General features: G+C 69.0%; 23 protein-coding genes and 1 riboswitch. Of the genes, 20 read left to right on the forward strand and 3 right to left on the reverse strand.

Annotation, left to right across the window (positions count from 1 at the left end; translation table 11 throughout):
* Position 1: 1 nt before the first annotated feature.
* The 17 genes from CUC05_RS08130 (at position 2) to nusB (ending at position 14,872) form a co-directional block, all read left to right on the forward strand.
* Positions 2-1,225, forward strand: a complete 1,224-nt coding sequence (locus CUC05_RS08130; protein WP_108665586.1) for a type II secretion system F family protein — start codon at positions 2-4, stop codon at positions 1,223-1,225.
* An 8-nt stretch (positions 1,226-1,233) separates the two neighbouring features.
* Positions 1,234-2,502, forward strand: coding sequence for a type IV pilus modification PilV family protein (locus tag CUC05_RS08135; protein WP_108665587.1), 1,269 nt, complete (start codon positions 1,234-1,236; stop codon positions 2,500-2,502).
* Entirely contained in the window at positions 2,499-3,155 is a 657-nt protein-coding gene (locus tag CUC05_RS24590; protein ID WP_157965361.1) for a PulJ/GspJ family protein, read from the forward strand. The genes CUC05_RS08135 and CUC05_RS24590 overlap by 4 nt, the downstream gene beginning before the upstream one ends.
* Positions 3,156-3,164: 9 nt before the next feature.
* Entirely contained in the window at positions 3,165-4,751 is a 1,587-nt protein-coding gene (locus tag CUC05_RS08145) for a hypothetical protein (RefSeq protein ID WP_157965362.1), read from the forward strand.
* Positions 4,752-4,923: 172 nt separating this feature from the next.
* Positions 4,924-5,018, forward strand: a riboswitch (cyclic di-GMP riboswitch).
* 84 nt (positions 5,019-5,102) lie between these two features.
* A complete protein-coding gene (locus CUC05_RS08150) occupies positions 5,103-5,519 on the forward strand; it encodes a prepilin-type N-terminal cleavage/methylation domain-containing protein (RefSeq protein ID WP_108665589.1) in 417 nt (138 codons plus the stop codon).
* Between the two features lie 141 nt (positions 5,520-5,660).
* Complete coding sequence (locus CUC05_RS08155) at positions 5,661-6,053, forward strand: type IV pilin protein (protein WP_108665590.1); 393 nt, start codon at positions 5,661-5,663, stop codon at positions 6,051-6,053.
* A 301-nt stretch (positions 6,054-6,354) separates the two neighbouring features.
* The gene (locus tag CUC05_RS08160; protein WP_108665591.1) at positions 6,355-6,576 is read left to right on the forward strand and encodes a helix-turn-helix domain-containing protein; all 222 of its coding nucleotides are present in this window, start codon (positions 6,355-6,357) and stop codon (positions 6,574-6,576) included.
* Positions 6,577-6,597: 21 nt separating this feature from the next.
* Positions 6,598-7,653: a type IV pilus assembly protein PilM gene (gene pilM, locus CUC05_RS08165; RefSeq protein ID WP_108665592.1), complete on the forward strand. Its 1,056-nt coding sequence runs from the start codon at positions 6,598-6,600 to the stop codon at positions 7,651-7,653.
* Entirely contained in the window at positions 7,650-8,300 is a 651-nt protein-coding gene (locus tag CUC05_RS08170; protein ID WP_157965363.1) for a hypothetical protein, read from the forward strand. The genes pilM and CUC05_RS08170 overlap by 4 nt, the downstream gene beginning before the upstream one ends.
* Entirely contained in the window at positions 8,297-9,007 is a 711-nt protein-coding gene (locus tag CUC05_RS08175) for a type IV pilus inner membrane component PilO (protein ID WP_108665594.1), read from the forward strand. Before CUC05_RS08170 ends, CUC05_RS08175 begins: the two co-directional genes overlap by 4 nt.
* A complete protein-coding gene (locus CUC05_RS08180; protein ID WP_108665595.1) occupies positions 9,004-9,792 on the forward strand; it encodes a hypothetical protein in 789 nt (262 codons plus the stop codon). Before CUC05_RS08175 ends, CUC05_RS08180 begins: the two co-directional genes overlap by 4 nt.
* Positions 9,793-9,826: 34 nt before the next feature.
* Complete coding sequence (gene aroC, locus CUC05_RS08185; protein ID WP_240606221.1) at positions 9,827-11,116, forward strand: chorismate synthase; 1,290 nt, start codon at positions 9,827-9,829, stop codon at positions 11,114-11,116.
* Complete coding sequence (locus tag CUC05_RS08190; RefSeq protein WP_108665596.1) at positions 11,113-11,700, forward strand: shikimate kinase; 588 nt, start codon at positions 11,113-11,115, stop codon at positions 11,698-11,700. Before aroC ends, CUC05_RS08190 begins: the two co-directional genes overlap by 4 nt.
* A 2-nt stretch (positions 11,701-11,702) precedes the next feature.
* Complete coding sequence (aroB, locus tag CUC05_RS08195; protein WP_108665597.1) at positions 11,703-12,788, forward strand: 3-dehydroquinate synthase; 1,086 nt, start codon at positions 11,703-11,705, stop codon at positions 12,786-12,788.
* Entirely contained in the window at positions 12,785-13,864 is a 1,080-nt protein-coding gene (locus tag CUC05_RS08200) for a M24 family metallopeptidase (protein WP_108665598.1), read from the forward strand. The genes aroB and CUC05_RS08200 overlap by 4 nt, the downstream gene beginning before the upstream one ends.
* Positions 13,865-13,883: 19 nt before the next feature.
* Positions 13,884-14,441 carry an elongation factor P gene (efp, locus tag CUC05_RS08205; RefSeq protein ID WP_108665599.1) on the forward strand — a complete coding sequence of 186 codons (558 nt, stop codon included), beginning with the start codon at positions 13,884-13,886 and terminating at the stop codon, positions 14,439-14,441.
* Positions 14,438-14,872 (forward strand): transcription antitermination factor NusB, encoded by a 435-nt coding sequence (nusB, locus tag CUC05_RS08210; protein WP_240606222.1) that lies wholly within the window; start codon positions 14,438-14,440, stop codon positions 14,870-14,872. The genes efp and nusB overlap by 4 nt, the downstream gene beginning before the upstream one ends.
* 235 nt (positions 14,873-15,107) lie before the next feature.
* On the opposite strand, the gene CUC05_RS08215 is transcribed toward nusB, so the two are convergent.
* From CUC05_RS08215 to CUC05_RS08225, 3 genes are all read right to left on the reverse strand, one after another.
* The gene (locus CUC05_RS08215) at positions 15,108-16,028 is read right to left on the reverse strand and encodes a type IV toxin-antitoxin system AbiEi family antitoxin domain-containing protein (RefSeq protein ID WP_108665600.1); all 921 of its coding nucleotides are present in this window, start codon (positions 16,026-16,028) and stop codon (positions 15,108-15,110) included.
* 256 nt (positions 16,029-16,284) lie between these two features.
* Entirely contained in the window at positions 16,285-17,286 is a 1,002-nt protein-coding gene (locus tag CUC05_RS08220) for an amidohydrolase family protein (RefSeq protein WP_108665601.1), read from the reverse strand.
* Between the two features lie 20 nt (positions 17,287-17,306).
* Positions 17,307-17,723, reverse strand: coding sequence for a metal-sulfur cluster assembly factor (locus CUC05_RS08225; RefSeq protein WP_108665602.1), 417 nt, complete (start codon positions 17,721-17,723; stop codon positions 17,307-17,309).
* 98 nt (positions 17,724-17,821) lie between these two features.
* Here CUC05_RS08225 and CUC05_RS08230 point away from each other — a divergent pair, with 98 nt between their 5' ends.
* From CUC05_RS08230 to CUC05_RS08240, 3 genes are all read left to right on the forward strand, one after another.
* Complete coding sequence (locus tag CUC05_RS08230) at positions 17,822-18,655, forward strand: IclR family transcriptional regulator (protein WP_108665603.1); 834 nt, start codon at positions 17,822-17,824, stop codon at positions 18,653-18,655.
* A 166-nt stretch (positions 18,656-18,821) separates the two neighbouring features.
* Positions 18,822-19,376, forward strand: coding sequence for a bifunctional pyr operon transcriptional regulator/uracil phosphoribosyltransferase PyrR (gene pyrR, locus CUC05_RS08235; protein WP_108665604.1), 555 nt, complete (start codon positions 18,822-18,824; stop codon positions 19,374-19,376).
* Positions 19,376-20,317 carry an aspartate carbamoyltransferase catalytic subunit gene (locus tag CUC05_RS08240; protein ID WP_108665778.1) on the forward strand — a complete coding sequence of 314 codons (942 nt, stop codon included), beginning with the start codon at positions 19,376-19,378 and terminating at the stop codon, positions 20,315-20,317. Before pyrR ends, CUC05_RS08240 begins: the two co-directional genes overlap by 1 nt.
* Positions 20,318-20,321: the final 4 nt, after the last annotated feature.

Below are 20,321 nucleotides of genomic sequence, written 5' to 3' on the forward strand. Positions count from 1 at the left end.
CATGGCTGACACGCTGACGTTCGACTACACCGTTCGCGACAGGAACGGCAAGACCAAGTCGGGGCAGATGACCGCCCCGACCCAGAAGGCGGTCTCCGACAAGCTTCGCGAGCTCGGCTACGCGCCGGTCTCGATCAGCGAGCACAAGGAATCGCTGGGCAAGAAGGAGATCAAGATCCCCGGTCTGGGGGAGAAGGTCGGCCTTGCCGATCTGTCGATCTTCGCCCGGCAGTTCGCGACCATGATCAACTCGGGCCTCTCGTTGATCCGGGCCCTGAACATCCTGGCGGCGCAGACCGAGAACGCCAAGCTCGCCGAGATCATCGGCAGGATCCGCTCCGACGTCGAGCAGGGTCGTCCCCTCTCCGCGGCCATGGCCGAGCACGACGTGTTCCCCAAGCTCTTCATCGCGATGGTCCGCGCCGGTGAGACCGCGGGTTTGCTCGACTCGGTGCTCATGCGGGTCGCCGAGACACTCGAGTCCGACCTCGCGCTGCGCCGCAAGATCAAGTCGGCGATGACCTACCCGGTCGTCGTGCTGATCATGGCCTTCGTCCTGACCGCGGCGATGCTGGTCTTCATCGTGCCGACGTTCGCCGGCATGTTCGAACAGCTCGGCGGCGAGCTTCCGCTGCCCACCCAGGTCCTCATGCTCGGGTCCGACATCCTGACCCAGTACTGGTACATCGTGGCCTTCCTGCCGTACCTCAGCTGGCAGGCCTTCAAGAAGGCCCGCAAGGTCCCGAAGATCCGCTTCGCCCTCGACAAGTTCAAGCTGAAGGCTCCGGTCTTCGGCCCGCTCTTCCACAAGGTGGCGCTCAGCCGCTTCACGCGGAACCTGGGTTCCTTGCTCAAGGCAGGCGTGCCGATCCTCCAGGCGCTGGAGATCTCCTCCGACACCGTCGACAACGGGGTGATGGCCAACGCCATCCACGACGTCGTCGGGGCGGTCAAGGAGGGCGAATCCATGCATACGCCGCTGTCCAACCACGAGATCTTCCCGCCGATGACCGTCCAGATGATCGCCGTCGGGGAGGAGACGGGTGCCATCGACGAGATGCTGGAGAAGATCAGCCAGTTCTACGACCAGGAGGTCGAGGCCACGACCGAGAGCCTGACCGCCCTGCTGGAGCCGCTGATGATCGCCGTACTCGGTGCCGTGGTCGGCGGGATGGTCATCGCGCTGTACATGCCCATGTTCAAGATCTTCGAACTGATCCAGTAGGTGCTGACGTGACTCCTCGACTCGTGTCCCGCCTTCGTGCGGTCCTCACCGAGCGACACGCCGATGACGGCGTGTCGCTGGTCGAGGTGATCGTCGCCATCTCGATCCTGGCAGTCGTCCTCACCGGCACCGCCAGCGCGCTGATCTCCTCCAGCGCCGCCACGCGCGACAGCCGCGACCGCAGCGTCGGGACCAACATCGCCGTGGAGCAGCTGAGCGCGCTCCAGGCCGTTCCCTTCACGAGCCTTGTCATCGGTCGGACCACGAGCACGGTCGTCGTGGACGGCATCACCTACTCCGTCACCATCGACCTCGACTACGTGGACGTCGAGAGCGGTGCCGGTACCTCGTGCAGCGCCTCCAGCACGCCGGGGGCCGACCTCGACTACGTCGTGGCCGACATCTCCGTGTCGTGGCCTCGCGCGACCGGCGGCCCAGCCACCACCTCCTCCATCATCACGCCGGGCGTCGGTGACCTCGACCCGGACAAGGGACAGATCGCCGTGACGGTCCTGGACCGCGACGCCGCAGGCGCTGCCTTCCGCAACGTTCGCTACGCGGCCCAGTCGCCGGCATCCGGGTTCGGGTCGCAGCGCACCACATCACGGGGTTGTGCCTACTTCGTCAACGTTGCCCCGGGCCAGTACGACGTGTCCCTCGACGACAGCGGCTACGTCGACTTCGAGGGCAACCAGCTGTCGCAGCAGACCACGTCGGTGGCCGCCTCGACGACCGCTCCCCTGGAGTTCATCTACGACGAGGCCGCTTCGATACGGGTGACGCCAGTTCCCGCGGTGGGTGCACCGGCCTCGCCGCTGGTTGCACCCGGGCAGGGCTACACCGTCACCAACACCTACCTCGGCACGGACCAGCGCAAGGAGTTCCCCGGGACCGGGCATCCACGGGTCGTGGACGGATTGTTCCCGTTCGACGCCGGCTACGGGTTGTACGCCGGCCTCTGTCCGGCGGCCGCCCCCGTGGCCAACGGCGCCCCCGACACTCCGGTGGCGGCTGTGGATCCCGGCGACAGGACCGACAGCAACCTGGCGATGCACGTGGCGCGTATCACCGGTCCCCCCGGCGGCACCGTACGAGCGTTCATGGACGACACCGCCGCCTCGTGCACCGAGACGCTCGAGTTCGGCACGATGCCCGCCAACGGACAGCTGTACGTCCTGATGCCGTACGGCCCCTGGCGCGTCTCCGTCGGGACCGCCCAGGCGACGGTGACGTTCACGCACGGCATGCTGGCGACCGTCACGGAGGTGGCGTTGTGACGGCGCTCCGGCACGCCCTCGAACGGCGCGAGGACGATCACGGGTTCAGCCTCGTCGAGCTGCTCGTCGGCATCAGCATCCTCGCCATCGTGGGCACGATCGTCACGTCGACGATGATCATCACGATGCAGACGGGGCAGTCGGTCGAGAACACCGCGGCGTCGACGAGCTCCGTCCGTACCGCGGAGGCGCGGGTGCTGAGCATGCTGCGTTCCGCCGTCCCGCCATCGTCGTCCAGCACGGCGAATCCGCCGGCCATCATCGCCGGGGCCGACTACGGGATTCGGTTCTACAGCCAGCACGGACGGCACCCCAGCAGCCCAGCGCTCCAAGTACTGATCTATGTGGACCCTGATGGCCGCTTGATCGAGCGTGTCACCACGCCGAGCGGCAGCGGACCCGACTGGACCTACAGCAGCACCAACAGCACCGAACGAATCATCGCGACGGGGCTCACCGACCGCAGCATCTTCAGCTACTACGACCAAGTCGCGCCGTCCAGCACACCGATGACCCTCAGCGGGCAGCTCACGGCGGCGCAGCGAGAGACCGTCGTGTCGGTGCGCGTCGAGATGAGCCTCGACGCCGACGACAACCCGCGTACCGGCCCGGTCACGATCAGCAGCCGTATCGAGCTGCGCAACCTCACCTAAGGAGCCATGATGCGATCGTTGCTCAGGGCGCTACGACCCTCGCGCCTGCATGGCGAGGAGGGCTACGCGCTGCTGCTCACCGTGGGCATGGCGTCGATCCTCGCCATCCTGGTCACCACCGTGACCGCCGTGACCATCAGGGAGACCCGGCAGTCAACCGATGACCGTGACCGACAAGCGGCACTGGCGGCAGCCGACGCCGGGGTCGACGACTACCTCTACCGGCTCAACCGCAATCAGGACTACTGGCAGTGGCCCGATGCCGGTACGCCCCCTGACGGAAACCTCGCCTTCAGCCAGTTCGTCGACGTCCCGGGCACGGGCAACGCGGAGTTCACCTACGCCGTCGACGTCAGTGCCCTCCCCACGACGGGCAACATCTACCTGACGTCAACCGGCCGTGTGAACGGCGAGACGCGGACCGTCAACACCCAGCTTCGTCGCCAGAACTTCCTCAACTACCTGTACTTCACCGAGTACGAGACCCTGAGCCCCCTCGTCTATCCCTACAACGGACTCACGCAGGCGGAGGCCGAGGTCGTCTGCCGTCGGCACGTCTACGACAGCCCGGCGCGTGACTCCCGCTGCATCCAGATCAACTGGGCCACCGGTGACGTCGTCAACGGGCCGTTCCACACCAACGACCGCTTCGTCGTGTACGGACGTCCGGAGTTCCGCGGGCCGGCCACCGGATCCTCACCCGGAAACCTCTACAGCGTCAACAGCTTCGACGGCGCCGTCTTCCAGCCCGGGTATCCACGCCGCGCCGACCGACTGACCATGCCGCCCAGCAACCAGTCGATCCGTCGGGAGGCAGACCACACCATCGGTGGTGATGGCTGCCTGTACACCGGCCCGACGGAAATCGAGTTCGTCGGCACCCAGATGTGGGTCACGAGCCCACAGACACGGAGCTCGGGCGCCGGGTGTGGGTCGTGGCCCGGCGGGCGGCAACGAGTCAACCTGCCTTCCAACGGGGTCGTCTACGTCCAGAACGTCCCGGCGTCCCAGGCCGTCTCGGGCTGTGGTGGAGGCAACGGCCTCGGGTACCCCTACAACAGCGCACGTCAGGACCACATCGCCTACGACTGCCGGGCCGGCGATGCCTTCGTGGAGGGCGAGGTCAACGGACGCGTCACCGTGGCGTCGGAGAACAACCTCGCCATCATCTGGCACATCACCCGCGCCGACAGGTCTGCCACGTCCGACGACATCATCGGCCTCGTCGCCCAGAACCTGGTGCAGATCTACCACCCGGTGTCCAGCACCGGCTCGCAGCGGACAGCTGGCCCGAATCACCCGACGCAGTACTTCTACAACCCGCAGATCGATGCAGCCATCCTCAGCGTGACCGGATCGTTCCTGGTTCCCAACTGGAACCAGGGGATCCCGCTCGGTGACATCAGCGTCAACGGCGCGATCGCGCAGGTGTTCCGAGGTCCCGTCGGACTCGTGGACGGCAGCAGGGGCTACTTCAAGGACTACGTGTACGACCAGCGGTTCACGTACCAGTCGCCGCCGCACTTCATCGACCCTGTCGAGGGACAGTGGGAGGTCTCGGTCTACAGCGAGTGTCCCGGTGGGACCTGCGCCTGACCGTGATCCCCGCGAGTGCGCCCAGCACCGACCGCCCGTCCCAGACGGGCGGTCGTGGACGTTGTGACCGGCCGAGAGGGGTCGTCCCCGTGCACGGGCGAAATTCTCGGGTATTCGGCTCAAGTGGGCCTCGGCGCTGACCGATACAGAAGTTGCAAGCGCAAACCGCGGGTACGAGAAAAGGCAAACCGGCTGCAAGGCCGGGACGCAAAGCCACGGATCCCACCAAATCATCGCAATCACGTACGGGACCGCCGGGCTGCCTCGTGACCAGGACACCTGGGCACAAGGGAACCAAGAGTGAAATGTGCCCGTGGGAGCATCCCCCACGAAACCAAAGGAAACGCACCAATGTTCGACCGCTTCCGCAAGGACGACGAAGACGGCTTCACCCTCATCGAGCTGCTCGTCGTCGTGATCATCATCGGCATCCTGGCCGCGATCGCCATCCCGACCTTCCTCAACCAGCGTGAGAGCGCGTGGCGCGCCTCGGTCGAATCCGACCTGCGCAACCTCGCCACCAACATGGAGACCTGCTACGCCAACAACGCGGCGTACCCGAGCATCGCTGTTCAGGCAGCGTCCCCGACCGGCGTTTCCACCCCTGACGGCGTCTGCGCGGGTGTCGACCTCCAGCTGAGCGACAACACCAGCCTCGCGGCGGTCGTCGGTGGCGGTCAGACCTACCAGCTGACCGGTTCCCACGCCAACATCGCCGAGTCGGTCACCTACGACTCCGCAACGGGCGGGCTCGGGGCCTGGAGCTAGGCCACTCCGATCCGGAACACGTGCCGGCCCCTCGCCACAGGCGGGGGGCCGGTCGTGTGTTCCGAGGCGTTCCGCCCGAACTCCGGTGGACTGTTGCCTACAGTCGTGAGCCGGCCTGCCGTAGAGGTGCATGGAGGTTCGATGGACACCAGAAAAGCGTTCCGACACGACGATGCCGGCTTCACCCTGATCGAGCTCCTCGTGGTGGTGATCATCCTGGGGGTTCTCGTTGCCGTTGCCGTACCGCAGTTCCTGGCGCAGCGAGAACGTGCCGTCGAGGCCCAGGCACAGGCCGACCTGCGAACGGCTGCCAACGAGATGGAGCTGGCCTACAGGAACCGAGGCGACTACCCCACGGCAGCCGACATCGCGTTCACCACTGCTGTCGGAGTCTCCGTGGTCGTCGCGGAGCCCGTGGCCTCAGGAGGGCAGGTCTTCTGCCTCACGGCCGCTCACGCCGACCTCAACGGCGGCGCAGTGCTCCTCAGCTGGGATTCAGACGGCGGGGGACAGAAGGACGGCAACGTCTGCTGACGCCCCAACAGCACGCCCATCCAGTCCGTCGCTGGGTGGGCGTTCGGCGTTCTGGCGTGAGCTGCGCCTCGTTTGCGTCGAACGCCGCAGTCCGTGCTACTGGAGTTGCTCGTGTTGCTGGTGTTAACTGGAGTTGCTCTTGACGAGCACTGTGGGTGCTGTGCACCATGGGTGCTCGTGTCAACGGCTTGGCAGAGCTGAGACACGGGCCAACGGCAGGCAGACGGACGGCAGATCCCGAACCCCGCCGACAACTGAACAAAGGAAGGGGAGGTCCCAGCGGGACCTCGGAGGAGTACCCATGGCACCGATTGACAAGGACCGTCTCTGGACGGTCGCTGAGGTAGCTGACCACATGCGCGTGAGCAACATGACCGTCTACCGGCTCATCAAGGCCGGTGACCTACCGGCGATTCGCGTCGGCAAGAACTACCGCATCCGCGGGCGCGAGCTCTCGGACTACATCGACGCATCGTTCGAGGCGGTGGCGCGCGAGGCGCGCACCGCGGACGAAACCAAGTAGCGGACGAGGCCCAACTTCCCCATGGCTTCCGCAATCGGACTCGACATCGGCTCCAGCGCAGTACGCGCTGTGCAGCTGACTGGCGGCAAGGGTGGACACACCCTCGACCGCCTCGGGCAGGTCATGCTGCCCCCAGGCGCGGTGCGCGACGGTGAGATCGTCGACCCCGACGCTGTTGTCGAGGCGCTCCAGATCCTCATGAGTCGCTACAAGTTCAAGGGCAAGAAGGTCGCCCTCGGCGTGGCGAACCAGCAGGTCGTCGTCCGCCAGGTCGACCTGCCGTCCCTCCCTGAGCAGCAGCTGCGCGAGTCGCTGCCGTTCCAGGTGCAGGACTACATCCCGATCCCTGTCGACGAGGCGCTGCTCGACTTCGAGATCCTCGAGGAGTACGCCAACCCCGACGGAACCGCGATGTCGCGGCTGCTGCTGGTGGCCGCTGCTCGCGAGATGGTCGACGGGCTGCTGGCGGTCATGAAGCAGGCCAAGCTCGAGCCGGTCCTCCTTGACCTCGACGCGTTCGCGCTGCTGCGTGCGCTTGCCGACGAACCGGAACCGGTCGACGAGGGGCAGCCACGTACCGTGACGACGGGTGAGCTGATCGTCAACGTGGGCTCCACCGTCACCAACATCGTGGTGCACTCCGGCGGCATTCCACGCTTCGTCCGCATCCTGCTCATGGGTGGCAACTCGGTCACCGAGTCCCTCCAGAACTCCTTCGGCGTGTCCTGGGAGCAGGCAGAGGCCATGAAGTCCGCCGGCCACGCGCCCGGATCGCCCGAGGGATCGATGATCTCCGAGCGTGCCCAGCGGTTCATCGACGAGGTCCGAGGCTCGCTCGACTACTACCGCGCACAGGGCGACTCCGTCCAGGTCGAGCGAGTGATCATCAGCGGAGGCGGCGCCCAGCTGCCCAACCTCGCCGAGCGCCTGTCCGAGGCCGTCCGCCTTCCCGTCGACCGCGGTCACCCCATGCAGAGCCTGCAGATCGGCAAGGTCGGCCTCGAGCCGGCACAGCTGGCAGAAGCCGAGCCCTTCCTTGCCGTTGCTGTCGGCCTGGCGATGGGAGCGCTCGAATGAGCGTGCGTGTCAACCTCCTCCCACGGGAGTTCGAGGAACGAAGCCGCCAGCGCCGCATGGTCGGTGTCGGCGTGCTCGTCGTGGCCGCATGGGTTGCCTTGCTGGCGTTCGTCCTGCTCGGCCAGCTCGCTGCCGTCAACGACGCCAAGGACGAGCGCGACACCGCGCAGGCCGAGGTCAACCGCCTCCAGGCCGAGGTCCAGTCGCTCGCCGCGTTCCAGGACCTCGCAGACCGGCTCAACGCCACGAACGCCATCCTCACCACAGCCATGGACGAGGAGGTGTCCTGGGCACAGGTGCTCAACAACCTTGCGCTGTCCGTTCCGACCACGGCATCCCTCAGAACCTTCGACGGTGCGCTCAACGACCCGGGCACGGTCTCCAACGAGGTCTTCGCCGAGAACGACACCGCGGACGTCGGGTTCCTCAACGTGACGGGGTACTCGACTGAACGGTTCGCCCCCGGTGTCGAGTCCGTGCTCCTGCGCTTCGGTCAGGTCGACTCGTTCTTCCAGCAGTACTTGTCCAACGCAGTCCAGGAAGAGATCGGTGACGTCGGCGTGACGACCTTCGACGCCGAGGTCCGCCTCGACGAGGACAACCGCACCGGCCGGTACGCCGAGGGCCTTCCGGGGGTCACCCGATGACCCGCGTCTGGCTGTCCGTCCTCGCCGCAGCTGTCGTCCTGACGGTCGCGTGGTGGTTCCTGTTCTACGGGCCCGCCCGCACGCAGCAGCAGGCACTCCAGGCCGAAACCGCCACGCTGGTCACCCAGCAGGGCCAGCTGCGCACCCAGATCGCCCAGCTCCGTGACATCCGTGAGCAGGAAGTGCAGATCCAGGCGGACCTGGCCCGGCTCGAGCAGTACATCCCGGTCAACCCATCGCAGGCGTCACTTGTCCGTCAGGTCCAGCTGGCTGCTGACGCGTCGGGCCTGACCGTCGAGTCGTTGACGTTCGCAGATCCGGTGGTGGTCGAGGGCGCCCCGCCCCCCGCGCAACCGGGCTTGGTCCTCGGCCGCATCGAAACCGAGATCGTGTTGGAGGGGGGCTACTTCCAAGCGGCAGATTTCCTTCGCCGCCTCGAGGTCGAAGTGGCCCGCGCCATGCTGGTCCAGCAGATCGGCCTGGAGGAGAGCGAGGACGGGTTCCCCAGGCTGAGCTCGACCATCCGCGGCTCCATCTTCGCCCTGATCGTCGCACCCGTGGATCCCAACGCCCCCGTGATCGACCCGAACGCCCCCGTCGAAGGGACCACCGAGGCCCCCGAGGGCGACGACGCTCCTGCTGAGAGTGACGAGATCAGCATGGTCGACGGCGACCAGGTGGCCGTGGCCATGGGAGGGACCCGATGAGCACGACCGACGGCCAGCAGCAGGTCAGCCGGCCCCTGCAGATCCTCCTCGCAGTCGTCGTCGGCCTCGCGGCCATCTACGCACTGTGGACGTTCGTCCTCTCCCCGCTCCTCGCCGGTGACGACGAGGTCGGCTCCGTCGACCCCGCCGACCCGCCCGTGGTCGTACCCGAGGACGGCACCCCCGTCCCCGGCACCGAGAGCCCCGACGACCCCGTGCTCAGCGACGACGAGATCGAGACGCTCTTCGGCGAGCCGGTGCCGGAGACCTTCGGCATCTTCACCGCTCGCGACCCCTTCCAGCAGCTGGTGGTCGAGGTCGAGAGCGGGCAGGCCTCAGTGGTCGAAGCTGACGATCCCGACGTGATCGTCGACGTGGACGTCGATGCCGACTCCGACACCACGACCGACGTCACCGTCGGGACCAGCAGCAGCACCACCAGCGGCTCCTCGTCCTCCGGCGGCGGCACGACCACGGCCCCGACAACTCCGCCCGTCGACGACGATGCGCCGGCCGACGGCACCGCCCCCCAGGGCAGCGCCGGCGAGGAGATCTACGAGCCGGTCGGCCCCGCCGCCGGCAGCACCGAGATCACCCTCGACGCCGTCTCCCTCACCGGGGACAGCCTGGACGTCACCATCGACGAGACCCTCCACGAGGCCATCGCCGAGGGTGAGGTCTTCGCCGAACGCTTCCAGCTGCTCGACATCGACGGACAGTGCGCGATCATGTTGTTCGGCGACTCCCGGTTCACGCTCTGCGCCGGCGAGACCATCGTCAAGTAGGCCGGGCACCGCACCCGGCTAGGATGCTCGCACTGTGACCCTGCGCTACCTGACCGCAGGGGAGTCCCACGGACCCGCCCTCGTCGGCATCCTTGACGGCCTCCCCGCCGGAGTACCCACCGACCTCGACGGCATCCGCCACGAGCTCGCCCGCCGCCGCCTCGGCTACGGGCGCTCCCCACGGATGAACTTCGAGCTCGACCGCATCGAGATCCTCGGCGGCGTCCGCCACGGGCTGACCCTCGGGTCACCCGTCGCCCTCGTCATCCACAACACCGAATGGGAGAAGTGGACCGAGGCGATGGGCATCGAGGCGCCCGAGGACCCCGACGCCCTGCAGGCCACCGGTCGCGGCGCCGCCCTCACCCGGCCCCGCCCGGGCCACGCCGACCTCGTCGGCATGCAGAAGTACGACTTCGACGACGCCCGCAACGTCCTCGAACGTGCCAGCGCCCGCGAGACCGCCACCCGCGTCGGGCTCGGCTGGTTCGCAAAGCGGCTCCTCCGCCACGTCGGCGTCCAGGTCCTCTCCCACGTCACCCGCATCGCCGAGGTCGCGGTCACCGACGAACACCCCCTCCCCGGCCCGCACGACCTCGACCGCATCGACGAGGATCCCATGCGCTGCCTCGACCCCGAGGTCAGCCAGGCCATGCAGGACCGCGTCGACCGGGCCAAGGCCGAACGCGACACCCTCGGCGGCGTCGTCGAGGTCGTCGTCCACGGCCTCCCGCCGGGCCTCGGCTCGCACGTCCACTGGGACCGCAAGCTCGACACCCGCCTGGCCGCCGCACTGATGAGCATCCAGGCGTTCAAGGGCGTCGGCGTCGGCGACGGGTTCGGCTCGGCCGCCGTCCCCGGCTCGGTCGCCCACGACGAGATCCTCCCCGGCGAGGACGGACGGTTCGTCCGCAAGACCCACCGGGCCGGCGGGCTCGAGGGGGGCATGACCACCGGAGAGGTCCTCCGTGTCACCGCCGCGATGAAGCCCCTCTCCTCACTCATGCGTCCCCTCTCCACCGTCGACACCGCCACCCGTGGCCCGGCCGAGGCCATCACCCAGCGCTCCGACGTCTGTGCCGTTCCTCGTGCTGGCGTCGTCGCGGAGGCCGTCGTCGCGATGGAGCTCGCCTCGGCGCTGCTGGAGAAGACCGGCGGCGACTCCCTCGGCGAGGTCACCCGCAACCTGCAGGGCTACCTTGCCGGCGTCGACCGTCCCCGCGGGCCCGTCGCGGACGGCTACCAGGGCGACCCCGTCGACGAACGCGGCTATCGCACCCCCGAGGGCACCGACGCCGGCAGCCTGCGGGACGACGCGCCGTGACCGTCGACGCCACCGACCAGCAGGGCCGCAACATCGTCCTGTCCGGGATGATGGGGTCGGGCAAGTCCACCATCGGCCGCATCGTCGCCGGGCTGCTCGACCGCCCCTTCGTCGACACCGACAAGCAGGTCGAGGAGACCGCCGGCTGCAGCGTCGCGACCATCTTCGCCGAGCAGGGCGAAGCGGCCTTCCGCGACATGGAACGCGAGGCCGTCCGTCAGGTCGCCGCCACGCAGGGCCAGGTCGTGTCCCTCGGCGGTGGCGTCGTCATGGACCCCGACAACGTCGCCCGCCTGCGCGCCACCGGCGACATCGTCTGGATCGACGTGCCTGTCGAGGTGCTCGTCGGTCGCCTCGCCTCCTCCGCCAAGCCCAACAAGCGCCCCCTGCTGGAAGGCGACCAGGACCCCGACGCCCTGCACAGCCGCCTGAGCGCGCTGCGTGCCGAGCGGTACGACGCCTACGCCAGCAGCGCCGTCTACGTGCTGGACACCATGGGACGCTCCTCGGAGGTCGTGGCCCAGGAGGTCCTGGCATGGGCGATGCAGCAGCCCGGCGTGCTCAGCCCCGAGGAACGACCCTGACCATGACCCACGACACCATCCACGTCGACCTGGGCCCGCGCAGCTACGACATCCACGTCGGGGCCGGACTCCTGGCCGACCTGCACGACCTGGTCCCGTGGCCCGCCCACGCCCGCAACGCCGTCGTCGTCACCAACGGGGTCGTCTGGGACCACTACGGCGAGGCCGTGTCCGCGGCGATCGAGGCGGCCGGGCTCAACCTGGTCACCATCCGCGTGCCCGACGGCGAGCAGGCCAAGTCCACCGACACCCTCGCGGCGCTCTGGTCGCGGTTCGCCGGCATCCCGCTGCTGCGCGACGACGTGGTGATCGCCCTCGGCGGGGGAGTGGTGGGCGACCTTGCCGGATTCGCGGCCGCCACCTGGAACCGCGGCGTGGCGCTGGTGCAGGTCCCCACGACGCTCCTGGCCCAGGTCGACTCCGCCATCGGCGGCAAGACCGGCATCAACCTGGCCCAGGGCAAGAACCTCATCGGGGCCTTCCACCAGCCGCTGGTCGTCATCAGCGACGTCGGCACCCTCTCCACGCTGCCCGACCGCGAACGACGGGCCGGCCTCGGCGAGGTCGCCAAGTACGGCTTCATCGCCGACCCCGTGGTCCTGGAGCTGCTTGAGGAACGGCCCGGGTCGGCCACGGCCGGCGAACCCGACGTGCTGCGCGAGATCGTCCGCCGCGGCTCGACGGTCAAGGCCGAGATCGTGTCGGAGGACGAGCTGGAGTCGGGCCGTCGGGCCCTCCTCAACTACGGCCACACCGTCGGCCACGCCATCGAGGCCCTGACCGGCTACGGCACCTACCGCCACGGCGAGGCCGTCGGGCTCGGCATGGTCTTCGCCGCCCGCTTGGGCGAGCGGCTGGACATCGCCGAGAAGGGGCTGGCGGACCGCACCGTCGCGGTCCTCGAGGGACTCGGCCTGCCCACCCGCGGCCTGCGGCTGGACCCGGGCGCCGTCTGGGACGTCATGGCCCGCGACAAGAAGGCCCGCGATGGCGTGCGGTTCATCATCAGCCGCCGGCCCGGCGAGGCCGAGGTCATCGACGAACCCCGCCGCGGCATCGTCGACGACGTCCTGCGTTCCATGGCATGAGCACCGTCCCCGCCGAGGCGATCGACGTCCGCGTGGGCCGGCTGCAAGCGGCCATGGCCGAGGCCGGCATCGACACGCTGCTGGTCACCGAGCTGCCGAGCGTCCGCTGGCTGACCGGCTTCAGCGGCTCCGCCGGCCGGGCGCTGGTCAGGGCCTCCGGCCCGGCCGTGCTGGTCACCGACGACCGCTACACCCTGCGCGCGAAGGTGGAGGCGCCTGCCGCGGAGATCGTCATCGACCGCACCTGGGGGTGGCTGGGCGACGCCGACATCGACGGACCCCTGGCCGTCCAGGCCGAGGTGCTGCCGTGGGCGGTCGTGCGCGAGCTGGCCGACCTGCTCGAGCACGTCGAGCTGGTCCCCACCGAGGGGCTGCTCGCCGGTGTCCGGGCGGTCAAGGACGCCCACGAGATCGCCGCGCTCCGTCGGGCGTGCGCCATCACCGTCGAGGCGTTCGAGGCGGCGCTCGGGTGGATCGCACCCGGCCTGACCGAACGCGAGATCGCCCGTCGGCTGCTGGACGACATGACCCGGCGGGGGGCCGAGGCGTCGGCGTTCGACCCCATCGTGGCCGCCGGACCCAACGGGGCGGTGCCCCACCACTCACCCTCGGATCGTCCCGTCGGCCGTGGCGAGCTGCTCACCATGGACTTCGGTGCCCGCGTCGACGGCTACCACGCCGACATGACCCGCACCGTCGCGGTGGGCGCGGTGGCATCGGACCTGGGCGACCTGTACGACCTGGTCCGCCGCGCGCAGCAGGCGGGGGTCGAGGCGGTGCGGGACGGCATCGGCGCCAAGGAGCTGGACGCGGTGTGCCGCGAGGTCATCACCGACGCGGGCCACGGCGCGGACTTCCGCCACGGGACCGGCCACGGGGTTGGCCTGATGATCCACGAGGAGCCGTTCCTGGGCATTCAGGCAACCGGTACACTGCGTGACCGGATGGCCATCACGGTCGAGCCGGGCGTCTACGTCCCGGGGCTCGGCGGGGTCCGCATCGAAGACGTCGTGCTGGTAGGGCACACCGACGGCGAGCGCTTGACCACGGCCTCCCACGACCTCATCGTCCTCTAAACGTCTCCAGGAGACCCCCATGGTTTCGACCAACAGCCTCAAGAACGGCATGACCGTCAAGATCGACGACAAGCTGTGGAAGATCGACTACTTCCAGCACGTCAAGCCCGGCAAGGGCCCGGCGTTCGTCCGTACCAAGCTCAAGAGCGTTCCCGACGGCAAAGTCGTCGACAAGACCTTCCGCGCCGGTGAGGAGCTCGAGCAGGCCATCGTCACCCGCACCGAGCTGCAGTACCTGTACCAGGACGGCGAGCAGTACGTCTTCATGGACACCGACAGCTACGAGCAGACCTTCGTGCCGCAGGAGGTCGTCGCCGACGCGATGAAGTGGACCAAGGAGTCCGACGTCATCGAGCTGACGTTCTACGAGGGCGAGGTCATCGACTTCACCCTCCCGGCCAACGTGATCCTCGAGATCACCGAGACCGAGCCCGGCGTCGCCGGCAACACCGTCAGCGGCGCCAGCAAGCCGGCCACCCTCGAGACCGGTGCCGAGGTGCAGGTGCCCCTGTTCGTCAACATCGGCGAGAAGATCAAGGTCGACACCCGCTCCGGCGACTACATCTCCCGCGCATGACCGCCGCCGAGGACTCCGTACGGGGGTCCGGGCGGTCGATGTCACGGACCGAGGCCCGGACGAAGGCGCTCGAGGTCCTGTTCGCTGCGGACCTGCGCGGTGTCCCGGCAGCCACCCTGCTGGACGACCCCGAGGGCGGCTGGGTCGATGCGTTCACCCGCACGCTGGTCACGACCGTCGCCGACAACCGGTACGACATCGACCAGCTCATCGGCGAACGGGCCGAGGGCTGGACGCTGGACCGCATGCCCGGTGTGGACCGCAACGTCCTGCGCCTGGGCCTCGCCGAGCTGCTCTACATCGACGAGGTCCCCCCCGCCGTCGCCATCGACGAAGCCGTCGAGCTGGCCAAGTCGCTGTCGACCGACTCCTCCCCCCGCTTCGTCAACGGCATCCTCGCCGCCGTCGCCCGCGACCGCGACCTCCTCTAGCCCGTCGTCCTGCACGGCCGGGTCCGGGGACGTCGCGGTTGGGCGCATCCGTCGGGGCTGCGGCTCGTCACGGCCCAGGTGTGTCGTCGAACCGGCCACATGTCGTGGCTGGCCGACACACCCCAGGGGCCACGCCGGGACCGGTGCCTACCTGTGTCGCCGAACCGGCCACATGTCGTGGTTGGGCGACACACCCAAGGGGTCGAGGGCATGGGCGGACCAGCGGTCACGACGGTCAGGCGCGTGGGCGAACGACCGCTCGGACCTGTACTTCGACGTCGCCAGGTCGATCGTGGACGTCGGCGTAGGTGAAGCGGAGGAGGGTGTAGCGGCCGAGCACGACGGCGTTGCCCTTGACGTTGTCGCGCTGGCGCGCCCGACCGTCGGCGTGGAACCGGAGGCCGTCCAGCTCGACGATCACCCGGTGGTGCTCCGACACGGCATCCATCTCGCCAGCTGACGGGGCGTGCAGCGGCACGACGTTCGGCTCGACGTCGTGCAGGCCGGCGCGACGGAGGAGGGGAAGGGCCGTCCGCTCGAGGTCGGACCGGAACCGCTGCGGCCCCCTCGCCGACGCGACCCGGAGGATCGTCCGCACCCCCCGTCGACCACGCTGCAGCGCCTCGCTCCGAAGGACCAGGGTGTCTCGGTCCGCCAGGCCGGAGTACAGCACCTCGTCGACCAGCCGCAGCAGCGTTCCCGTCGTCGATCCGCTCGCGAGGTCGATGACGGCACGTTCGACGGTCGTGGTCGGGATGCCCTGGACCGTCACCAGGTCCAGGTCCTCCAGCTGGCGCGTCCGGTGCACGATCACGTTCGTCTCGAGCTCGGGCCGGGATGGGCCCGCGACTACCACCTCGGGTCGCCGCGGGTTGCCGGGCAACCAGCGCAGGCCGTGCAGCAGCAGCGCGCTGTGACGGGCGGCGAACGCAGGACGTTCAGCCAGCCTGATGGCGGCTGCCACCTGCTCCTGGACCGTCCGGGCGGAGGAGGGGGAGGTGAGCAGCCCCCGACGCGGCCGGCGGAGCTCGCGTCGGTCCACCAGCCGACGGAGCTGCTCGGGGGAGAAACCTGCCCGCTGCGCCTCCTCGACCGTGAGGGCCTGATGATTGTGGAGCAGGAGGTGGTGGAGCCGTTCGCGTTGCGCGGGTGTCATCGCCCGATCGTCGTCGGGGTCTGGCGCGTCAGGCGGAGAACCTCCACGCCCTGTGGACAACCCGGCCCGGCGGCCCTGCCGCCCGTCGCCGAGCCACGGCCCCAGGTGTGTCGTCGAACCGGCCACCTCTCGGCGTTGGGCGACACACCACGGGGCGCGCCGGCCCGGCCCCCAGCGGTGTGTCGTCGAACCGGCCGCATGTCGTCGTTGGGCGACACACCACGGGTAGCGACGGCACCACCCGGGGCCGAAGGGGTCAGCGGCGGCCGAGGCGTTGGACGGTCTGCTCGACGTCCATCCCGTGGAGGCGGAGCAGGTTCTCCCCGAGGATCTTGCGCTTGGCCTGGTCGGTGAGCTGCGGGTAGCCGTAGCCCTCGACCATGTCCTGCGGGATCTCGAAGTCCATGAACGCCTCGAGCGCCCACTGGGGGTGGAAGATCGGCGCCTCGCTGCCGTAGACGATCTTGTCCTCCCCACACCAGAACAGCAGCTTGCCGATGATCTCGGCGAACATGCGCGGTGACCGCACCACGAAGTCGATGGTGGCAGCCAACGACGCGTAGAGGTTGGGGTGGCGGATCAGCTGCCAGCAGGTCTCGTCGAGGAACGGCAAGCCGACGTGGTAGATGATGAAGTTGAGGTCCGGGAAGGCGGCCGCCGCTCCGTCCATGTCCCACGTCTGCGTGTGCTCGATCGGCTGCGGGCCGAGCGGCACGCCCTTGTGCACCCCGATGACGTCGACCCCGAGCTCCTGGGCCTTCTCGAAGATGGGAAAGGCGATCTTGGGGTCGTCCATGCGCCACGGGATCGGCTGACCGTAGTCGTAGCGAGTGTTGTAGAACTTGAAGCCCCTGGCGCCGTGCTCTCGGACCTGCAGCTCCATCTCGTCGAGCGCCCGACGGCCCTCCATCGGGTTGACGGTGCCCCAGAAGACGATCCGGTCAGGGTCGCGGCTGGCCAGCTCGGCGCACTCCTGCCACGGCGACAGCCCGTCCTTGAACAGGTCGGTCAGCGGCAGCGGCATGGAGATCAGCATGTCGGTGTCGGACTGGTCGAAGACCATCTCCTGGATCTCGGAGATGTCCCACTGCTTGAGCCACTCCTCGGCGGGCAGGACGGTCTGGCCGTCGGGCGTCAGGGTGGCGTGGAAGGCGTAGAGGTGGTTGACGAACATCTCCCCGCCGCGGCCGAGCGCGTTCTTGAGGTCGGCGTTGAACGGGTGGGCGACGCCGTCGAAGACGAACGCATCACGGATCATGGGGTCCTCCTGGGCTCGGGTCAGCCGACGTGGGCGATCGGCAGGGGATTCGCGGCGAGGTAGCGGTCGCGGTCGCCGACCTCACCCGGCTCGGGCAGCAGGCGGAGCCGTTGCCGGGCCGACGGGCTCATGCGGTCGGGCGACCAGGTGCGGTCGACCCGGATCCGGACCTCGGCGGTGCGGACACCGGGTACGGTCTCCGCCGCCGCCGTCACCTCCGCGGTCAGGTCGACCTGGAACGGACACCAGCCGCTGGTCAGCAGGATGTCGATCGCGGCGTGCCCGTCGGGGTCGACGTGCACCTCCGAGACCAACCCCATGTCGACCACGGAGATCCCGCGGTCACGGCAGCAGGGGTCGATGACGCCGGAGAGCGCCGCGGTGACCGCGGACCCGACGGAACCGGGCGTTGGGGGCGAACTGGTCGGCTCGTGCATGCACCGGACTCAACCGGCCGGTCACCCCTGTCCACAAGGCCGCCGATTTCATATGGTGAACACGTCGAACGCTCATCGGTGGACGAGCCGTGTGCACGATGACCGCTCGCACGACGGTGGAGGGCACATCGATGGACATCCCGTCCGATCTCATCCAGAGCGTTTCCCGTGCGCTGCGCATACTCGAGGTCGTCGGGGGCCATCCAGAGGGGCTCGCGCCGAAGGTCATCGCCCGGAGGACCGGCCTCAAGCTCGCCACGACCTACCACCTGCTGCGCACGCTGGCCTACGAGGACTATCTGGTCAGGGACGCGGCTGGCGACTACTCACTCGGTCTCGGCATCGCCGACCGGTTCGCCGACCTGCGCAGCGCACTCCTCGGTCCCGCCGACGTCAGCAAGGTGCTGCAGTCACTTGCCGGGGGCACGGGCCACTCGGTGTACCTCGCCCGGTTCGTCGACGGCCGCATCGCCATCACCGCGGTCTCCGAAGCACCCGGGTCCCCGCACCTGGAGGACCTCATCCCCGGGTTCGACGAGGGCGCCCACGCGACGGCGCTCGGCAAGGCGCTGCTGTCCCGGCTGGACCCGGGGGCACGCCGGGCGTACCTCCTGGCCCAGGGGCTGCCGGCGTTCACGCCCGGCACGGTGACCGACCTCGACCAGCTGGACCACGAGCTCGTGTCGTGCCGCGACGGCGTGTTCGTCGAGGAGGGACAGTTCGACGGCCAGGTGTCGTGCGCGGCCCGCCTCGTCCGTGCCGTTCGGCCGCCCGCGGACGGCCAGCCACCCACCGGGGACCGGACCGTGCACACCACCGAGACGGAGGAGTGGTGGGCGATCGGCCTGTCCGCCTCGACCGAGGTCTTCGCCCAGCGGCGTGACGTACTGGTCCAGGCGCTCGGCGTCGCCGCGCACGACCTCGCGGCCTGACGTTCGGGCGAGCCCGACCGGACCACAACGGCACCGACGGTTTTGTTGCGTGCCTGTCCATATGGCGGCGGGTCGACTCGGGGGAGGGGGTGGGTGGCTGCTAGTCTCACCCGAACGCCACTCGCACCTTTAAGGCCGGTCCTGCGAGGCCGGGAAGGAGCCACCCGTGACACGAGTGCTGTCACCAGACGACATCGACCGCGCGCTGACGCGCATGGCCCATCAGATCCTCGAGAACCACGCCGCTGGTGGGGACGGGCGCTCCGTCGCCGAGGGACTGGTCCTCATGGGGATCCAGACCCGCGGGGTCCCGCTGGCCGAACGGCTCGCCGCGCGCATCGCCGAGATCGACGGCAACGAGGTGCCCCAAGGGGTCCTCGACGTCACGCTCTACCGCGACGACTACGCCCGCACCGGCCCCCTGCCGCTCGGCAAGACGCGCTTCCCCGGCTCCATCGACGGCCGCACCGTCGTCCTCGTCGACGACGTGCTGTATACCGGCCGCACCATCCGGGCCGCCATGGACGCCGTCATGGACCAGGGCCGGCCCGCCGCCGTCCGCCTGGCCGTCCTCGTGGACCGGGGCCACCGCGAGCTGCCGATCCGCGCCGACGTGGTCGGCAAGAACCTCCCCACCTCCCGCAACCAGGACATCCGGGTCCACCTCGCCGAGGTCGACGACGCCGGTGACGAGGTCCTCATCATCGGAGGCGACCAGTGATCGACGACCTGCTGTCCATCGAGGACCTCGACGCCGGGATGATCACCCGCATCCTCGACACCGCCGAGGAGCTCAAGGACATCGCCGTCCGCCCCATCAAGAAGGTCCCAGTCCTCCGCGGCCGGACCGTCTGCAACCTCTTCTACGAGGACTCCACGCGCACCCGGATCTCCTTCGAGGTCGCCGAGAAGCGGCTGTCCGCCGACGTCATCAACTTCTCCGCCAAGGGCTCCAGCGTCAGCAAGGGCGAGTCGCTGAAGGACACGGCGCTCACCCTGCAGGCCATGGGCGTCGACGCGATCGTCATCCGCCATTCCTCCAGCGGCGCACCCCGCCGGCTGACCGAGTGGGTCGACGCCAAGGTCCTCAACGCCGGTGACGGCTGGCACCAGCACCCCACCCAGGCGCTGCTGGACCTGTTCACCATCCGCGAACGCATGGGCCGCCTCGAGGGCCTGAACGTCGCCATCTGCGGTGACGTCGTCCACTCCCGGGTGGCCCGCAGCCTCGTCCAGGGCCTGCGGATCATGGGGGCCGAGGTCACCCTCGTCGGCCCGCCGACCCTCATGCCCTCCCACGTGGAGAGCTGGGACGTCGCGGTCAGCCACGACCTCGACGGCATGCTGGCCGACCTCGACGTCTGCTACCTCCTGCGGGTCCAGAACGAACGCATGGCGGAACAGTTCTTCCCCTCCGTCCGGGAGTACGCCCGGATCTGGGGGATGGACATCGACCGGCTCGAGGTCATGCCCGACCACGCCATCGTGATGCACCCCGGCCCCATGAACCGAGGGGTGGAGATCTCCGCCGACGTGGCCGACGCCGACCAGGCCGTCATCGTCGACCAGGTCACCAACGGGGTGGCCGTCCGGATGGCGTGCCTGTACCTGATGCTGGGTGGGGAACAAACGGGGGCTGCTACGGAGGTGACCCCCGCGTGACCAG

The sequence above is a fragment of the Euzebya rosea genome, assembly GCF_003073135.1.
Classification (GTDB): domain Bacteria; phylum Actinomycetota; class Nitriliruptoria; order Euzebyales; family Euzebyaceae; genus Euzebya; species Euzebya rosea.

What these genes read in the sequence shown, in the direction of transcription:
- nusB (WP_240606222.1), top strand. Translation starts at nt 14,438, where the DNA reads ATGACCGCCGCCGAGGACTCCGTACGGGGGTCCGGGCGGTCGATGTCA.
- CUC05_RS08200 (WP_108665598.1), top strand. Translation starts at nt 12,785, where the DNA reads ATGAGCACCGTCCCCGCCGAGGCGATCGACGTCCGCGTGGGCCGGCTG.
- pilM (WP_108665592.1), top strand. Translation starts at nt 6,598, where the DNA reads ATGGCTTCCGCAATCGGACTCGACATCGGCTCCAGCGCAGTACGCGCT.
- CUC05_RS08175 (WP_108665594.1), top strand. Translation starts at nt 8,297, where the DNA reads ATGACCCGCGTCTGGCTGTCCGTCCTCGCCGCAGCTGTCGTCCTGACG.
- CUC05_RS08225 (WP_108665602.1), bottom strand. Translation starts at nt 17,723, where the DNA reads ATGCACGAGCCGACCAGTTCGCCCCCAACGCCCGGTTCCGTCGGGTCC.
- CUC05_RS08180 (WP_108665595.1), top strand. Translation starts at nt 9,004, where the DNA reads ATGAGCACGACCGACGGCCAGCAGCAGGTCAGCCGGCCCCTGCAGATC.
- CUC05_RS08230 (WP_108665603.1), top strand. Translation starts at nt 17,822, where the DNA reads ATGACCGCTCGCACGACGGTGGAGGGCACATCGATGGACATCCCGTCC.
- CUC05_RS08130 (WP_108665586.1), top strand. Translation starts at nt 2, where the DNA reads ATGGCTGACACGCTGACGTTCGACTACACCGTTCGCGACAGGAACGGC.
- CUC05_RS08155 (WP_108665590.1), top strand. Translation starts at nt 5,661, where the DNA reads ATGGACACCAGAAAAGCGTTCCGACACGACGATGCCGGCTTCACCCTG.
- CUC05_RS08170 (WP_157965363.1), top strand. Translation starts at nt 7,650, where the DNA reads ATGAGCGTGCGTGTCAACCTCCTCCCACGGGAGTTCGAGGAACGAAGC.
- CUC05_RS08220 (WP_108665601.1), bottom strand. Translation starts at nt 17,286, where the DNA reads ATGATCCGTGATGCGTTCGTCTTCGACGGCGTCGCCCACCCGTTCAAC.
- CUC05_RS08145 (WP_157965362.1), top strand. Translation starts at nt 3,165, where the DNA reads ATGCGATCGTTGCTCAGGGCGCTACGACCCTCGCGCCTGCATGGCGAG.
- aroB (WP_108665597.1), top strand. Translation starts at nt 11,703, where the DNA reads ATGACCCACGACACCATCCACGTCGACCTGGGCCCGCGCAGCTACGAC.
- efp (WP_108665599.1), top strand. Translation starts at nt 13,884, where the DNA reads ATGGTTTCGACCAACAGCCTCAAGAACGGCATGACCGTCAAGATCGAC.
- CUC05_RS08160 (WP_108665591.1), top strand. Translation starts at nt 6,355, where the DNA reads ATGGCACCGATTGACAAGGACCGTCTCTGGACGGTCGCTGAGGTAGCT.
- CUC05_RS08215 (WP_108665600.1), bottom strand. Translation starts at nt 16,028, where the DNA reads ATGACACCCGCGCAACGCGAACGGCTCCACCACCTCCTGCTCCACAAT.
- CUC05_RS08150 (WP_108665589.1), top strand. Translation starts at nt 5,103, where the DNA reads ATGTTCGACCGCTTCCGCAAGGACGACGAAGACGGCTTCACCCTCATC.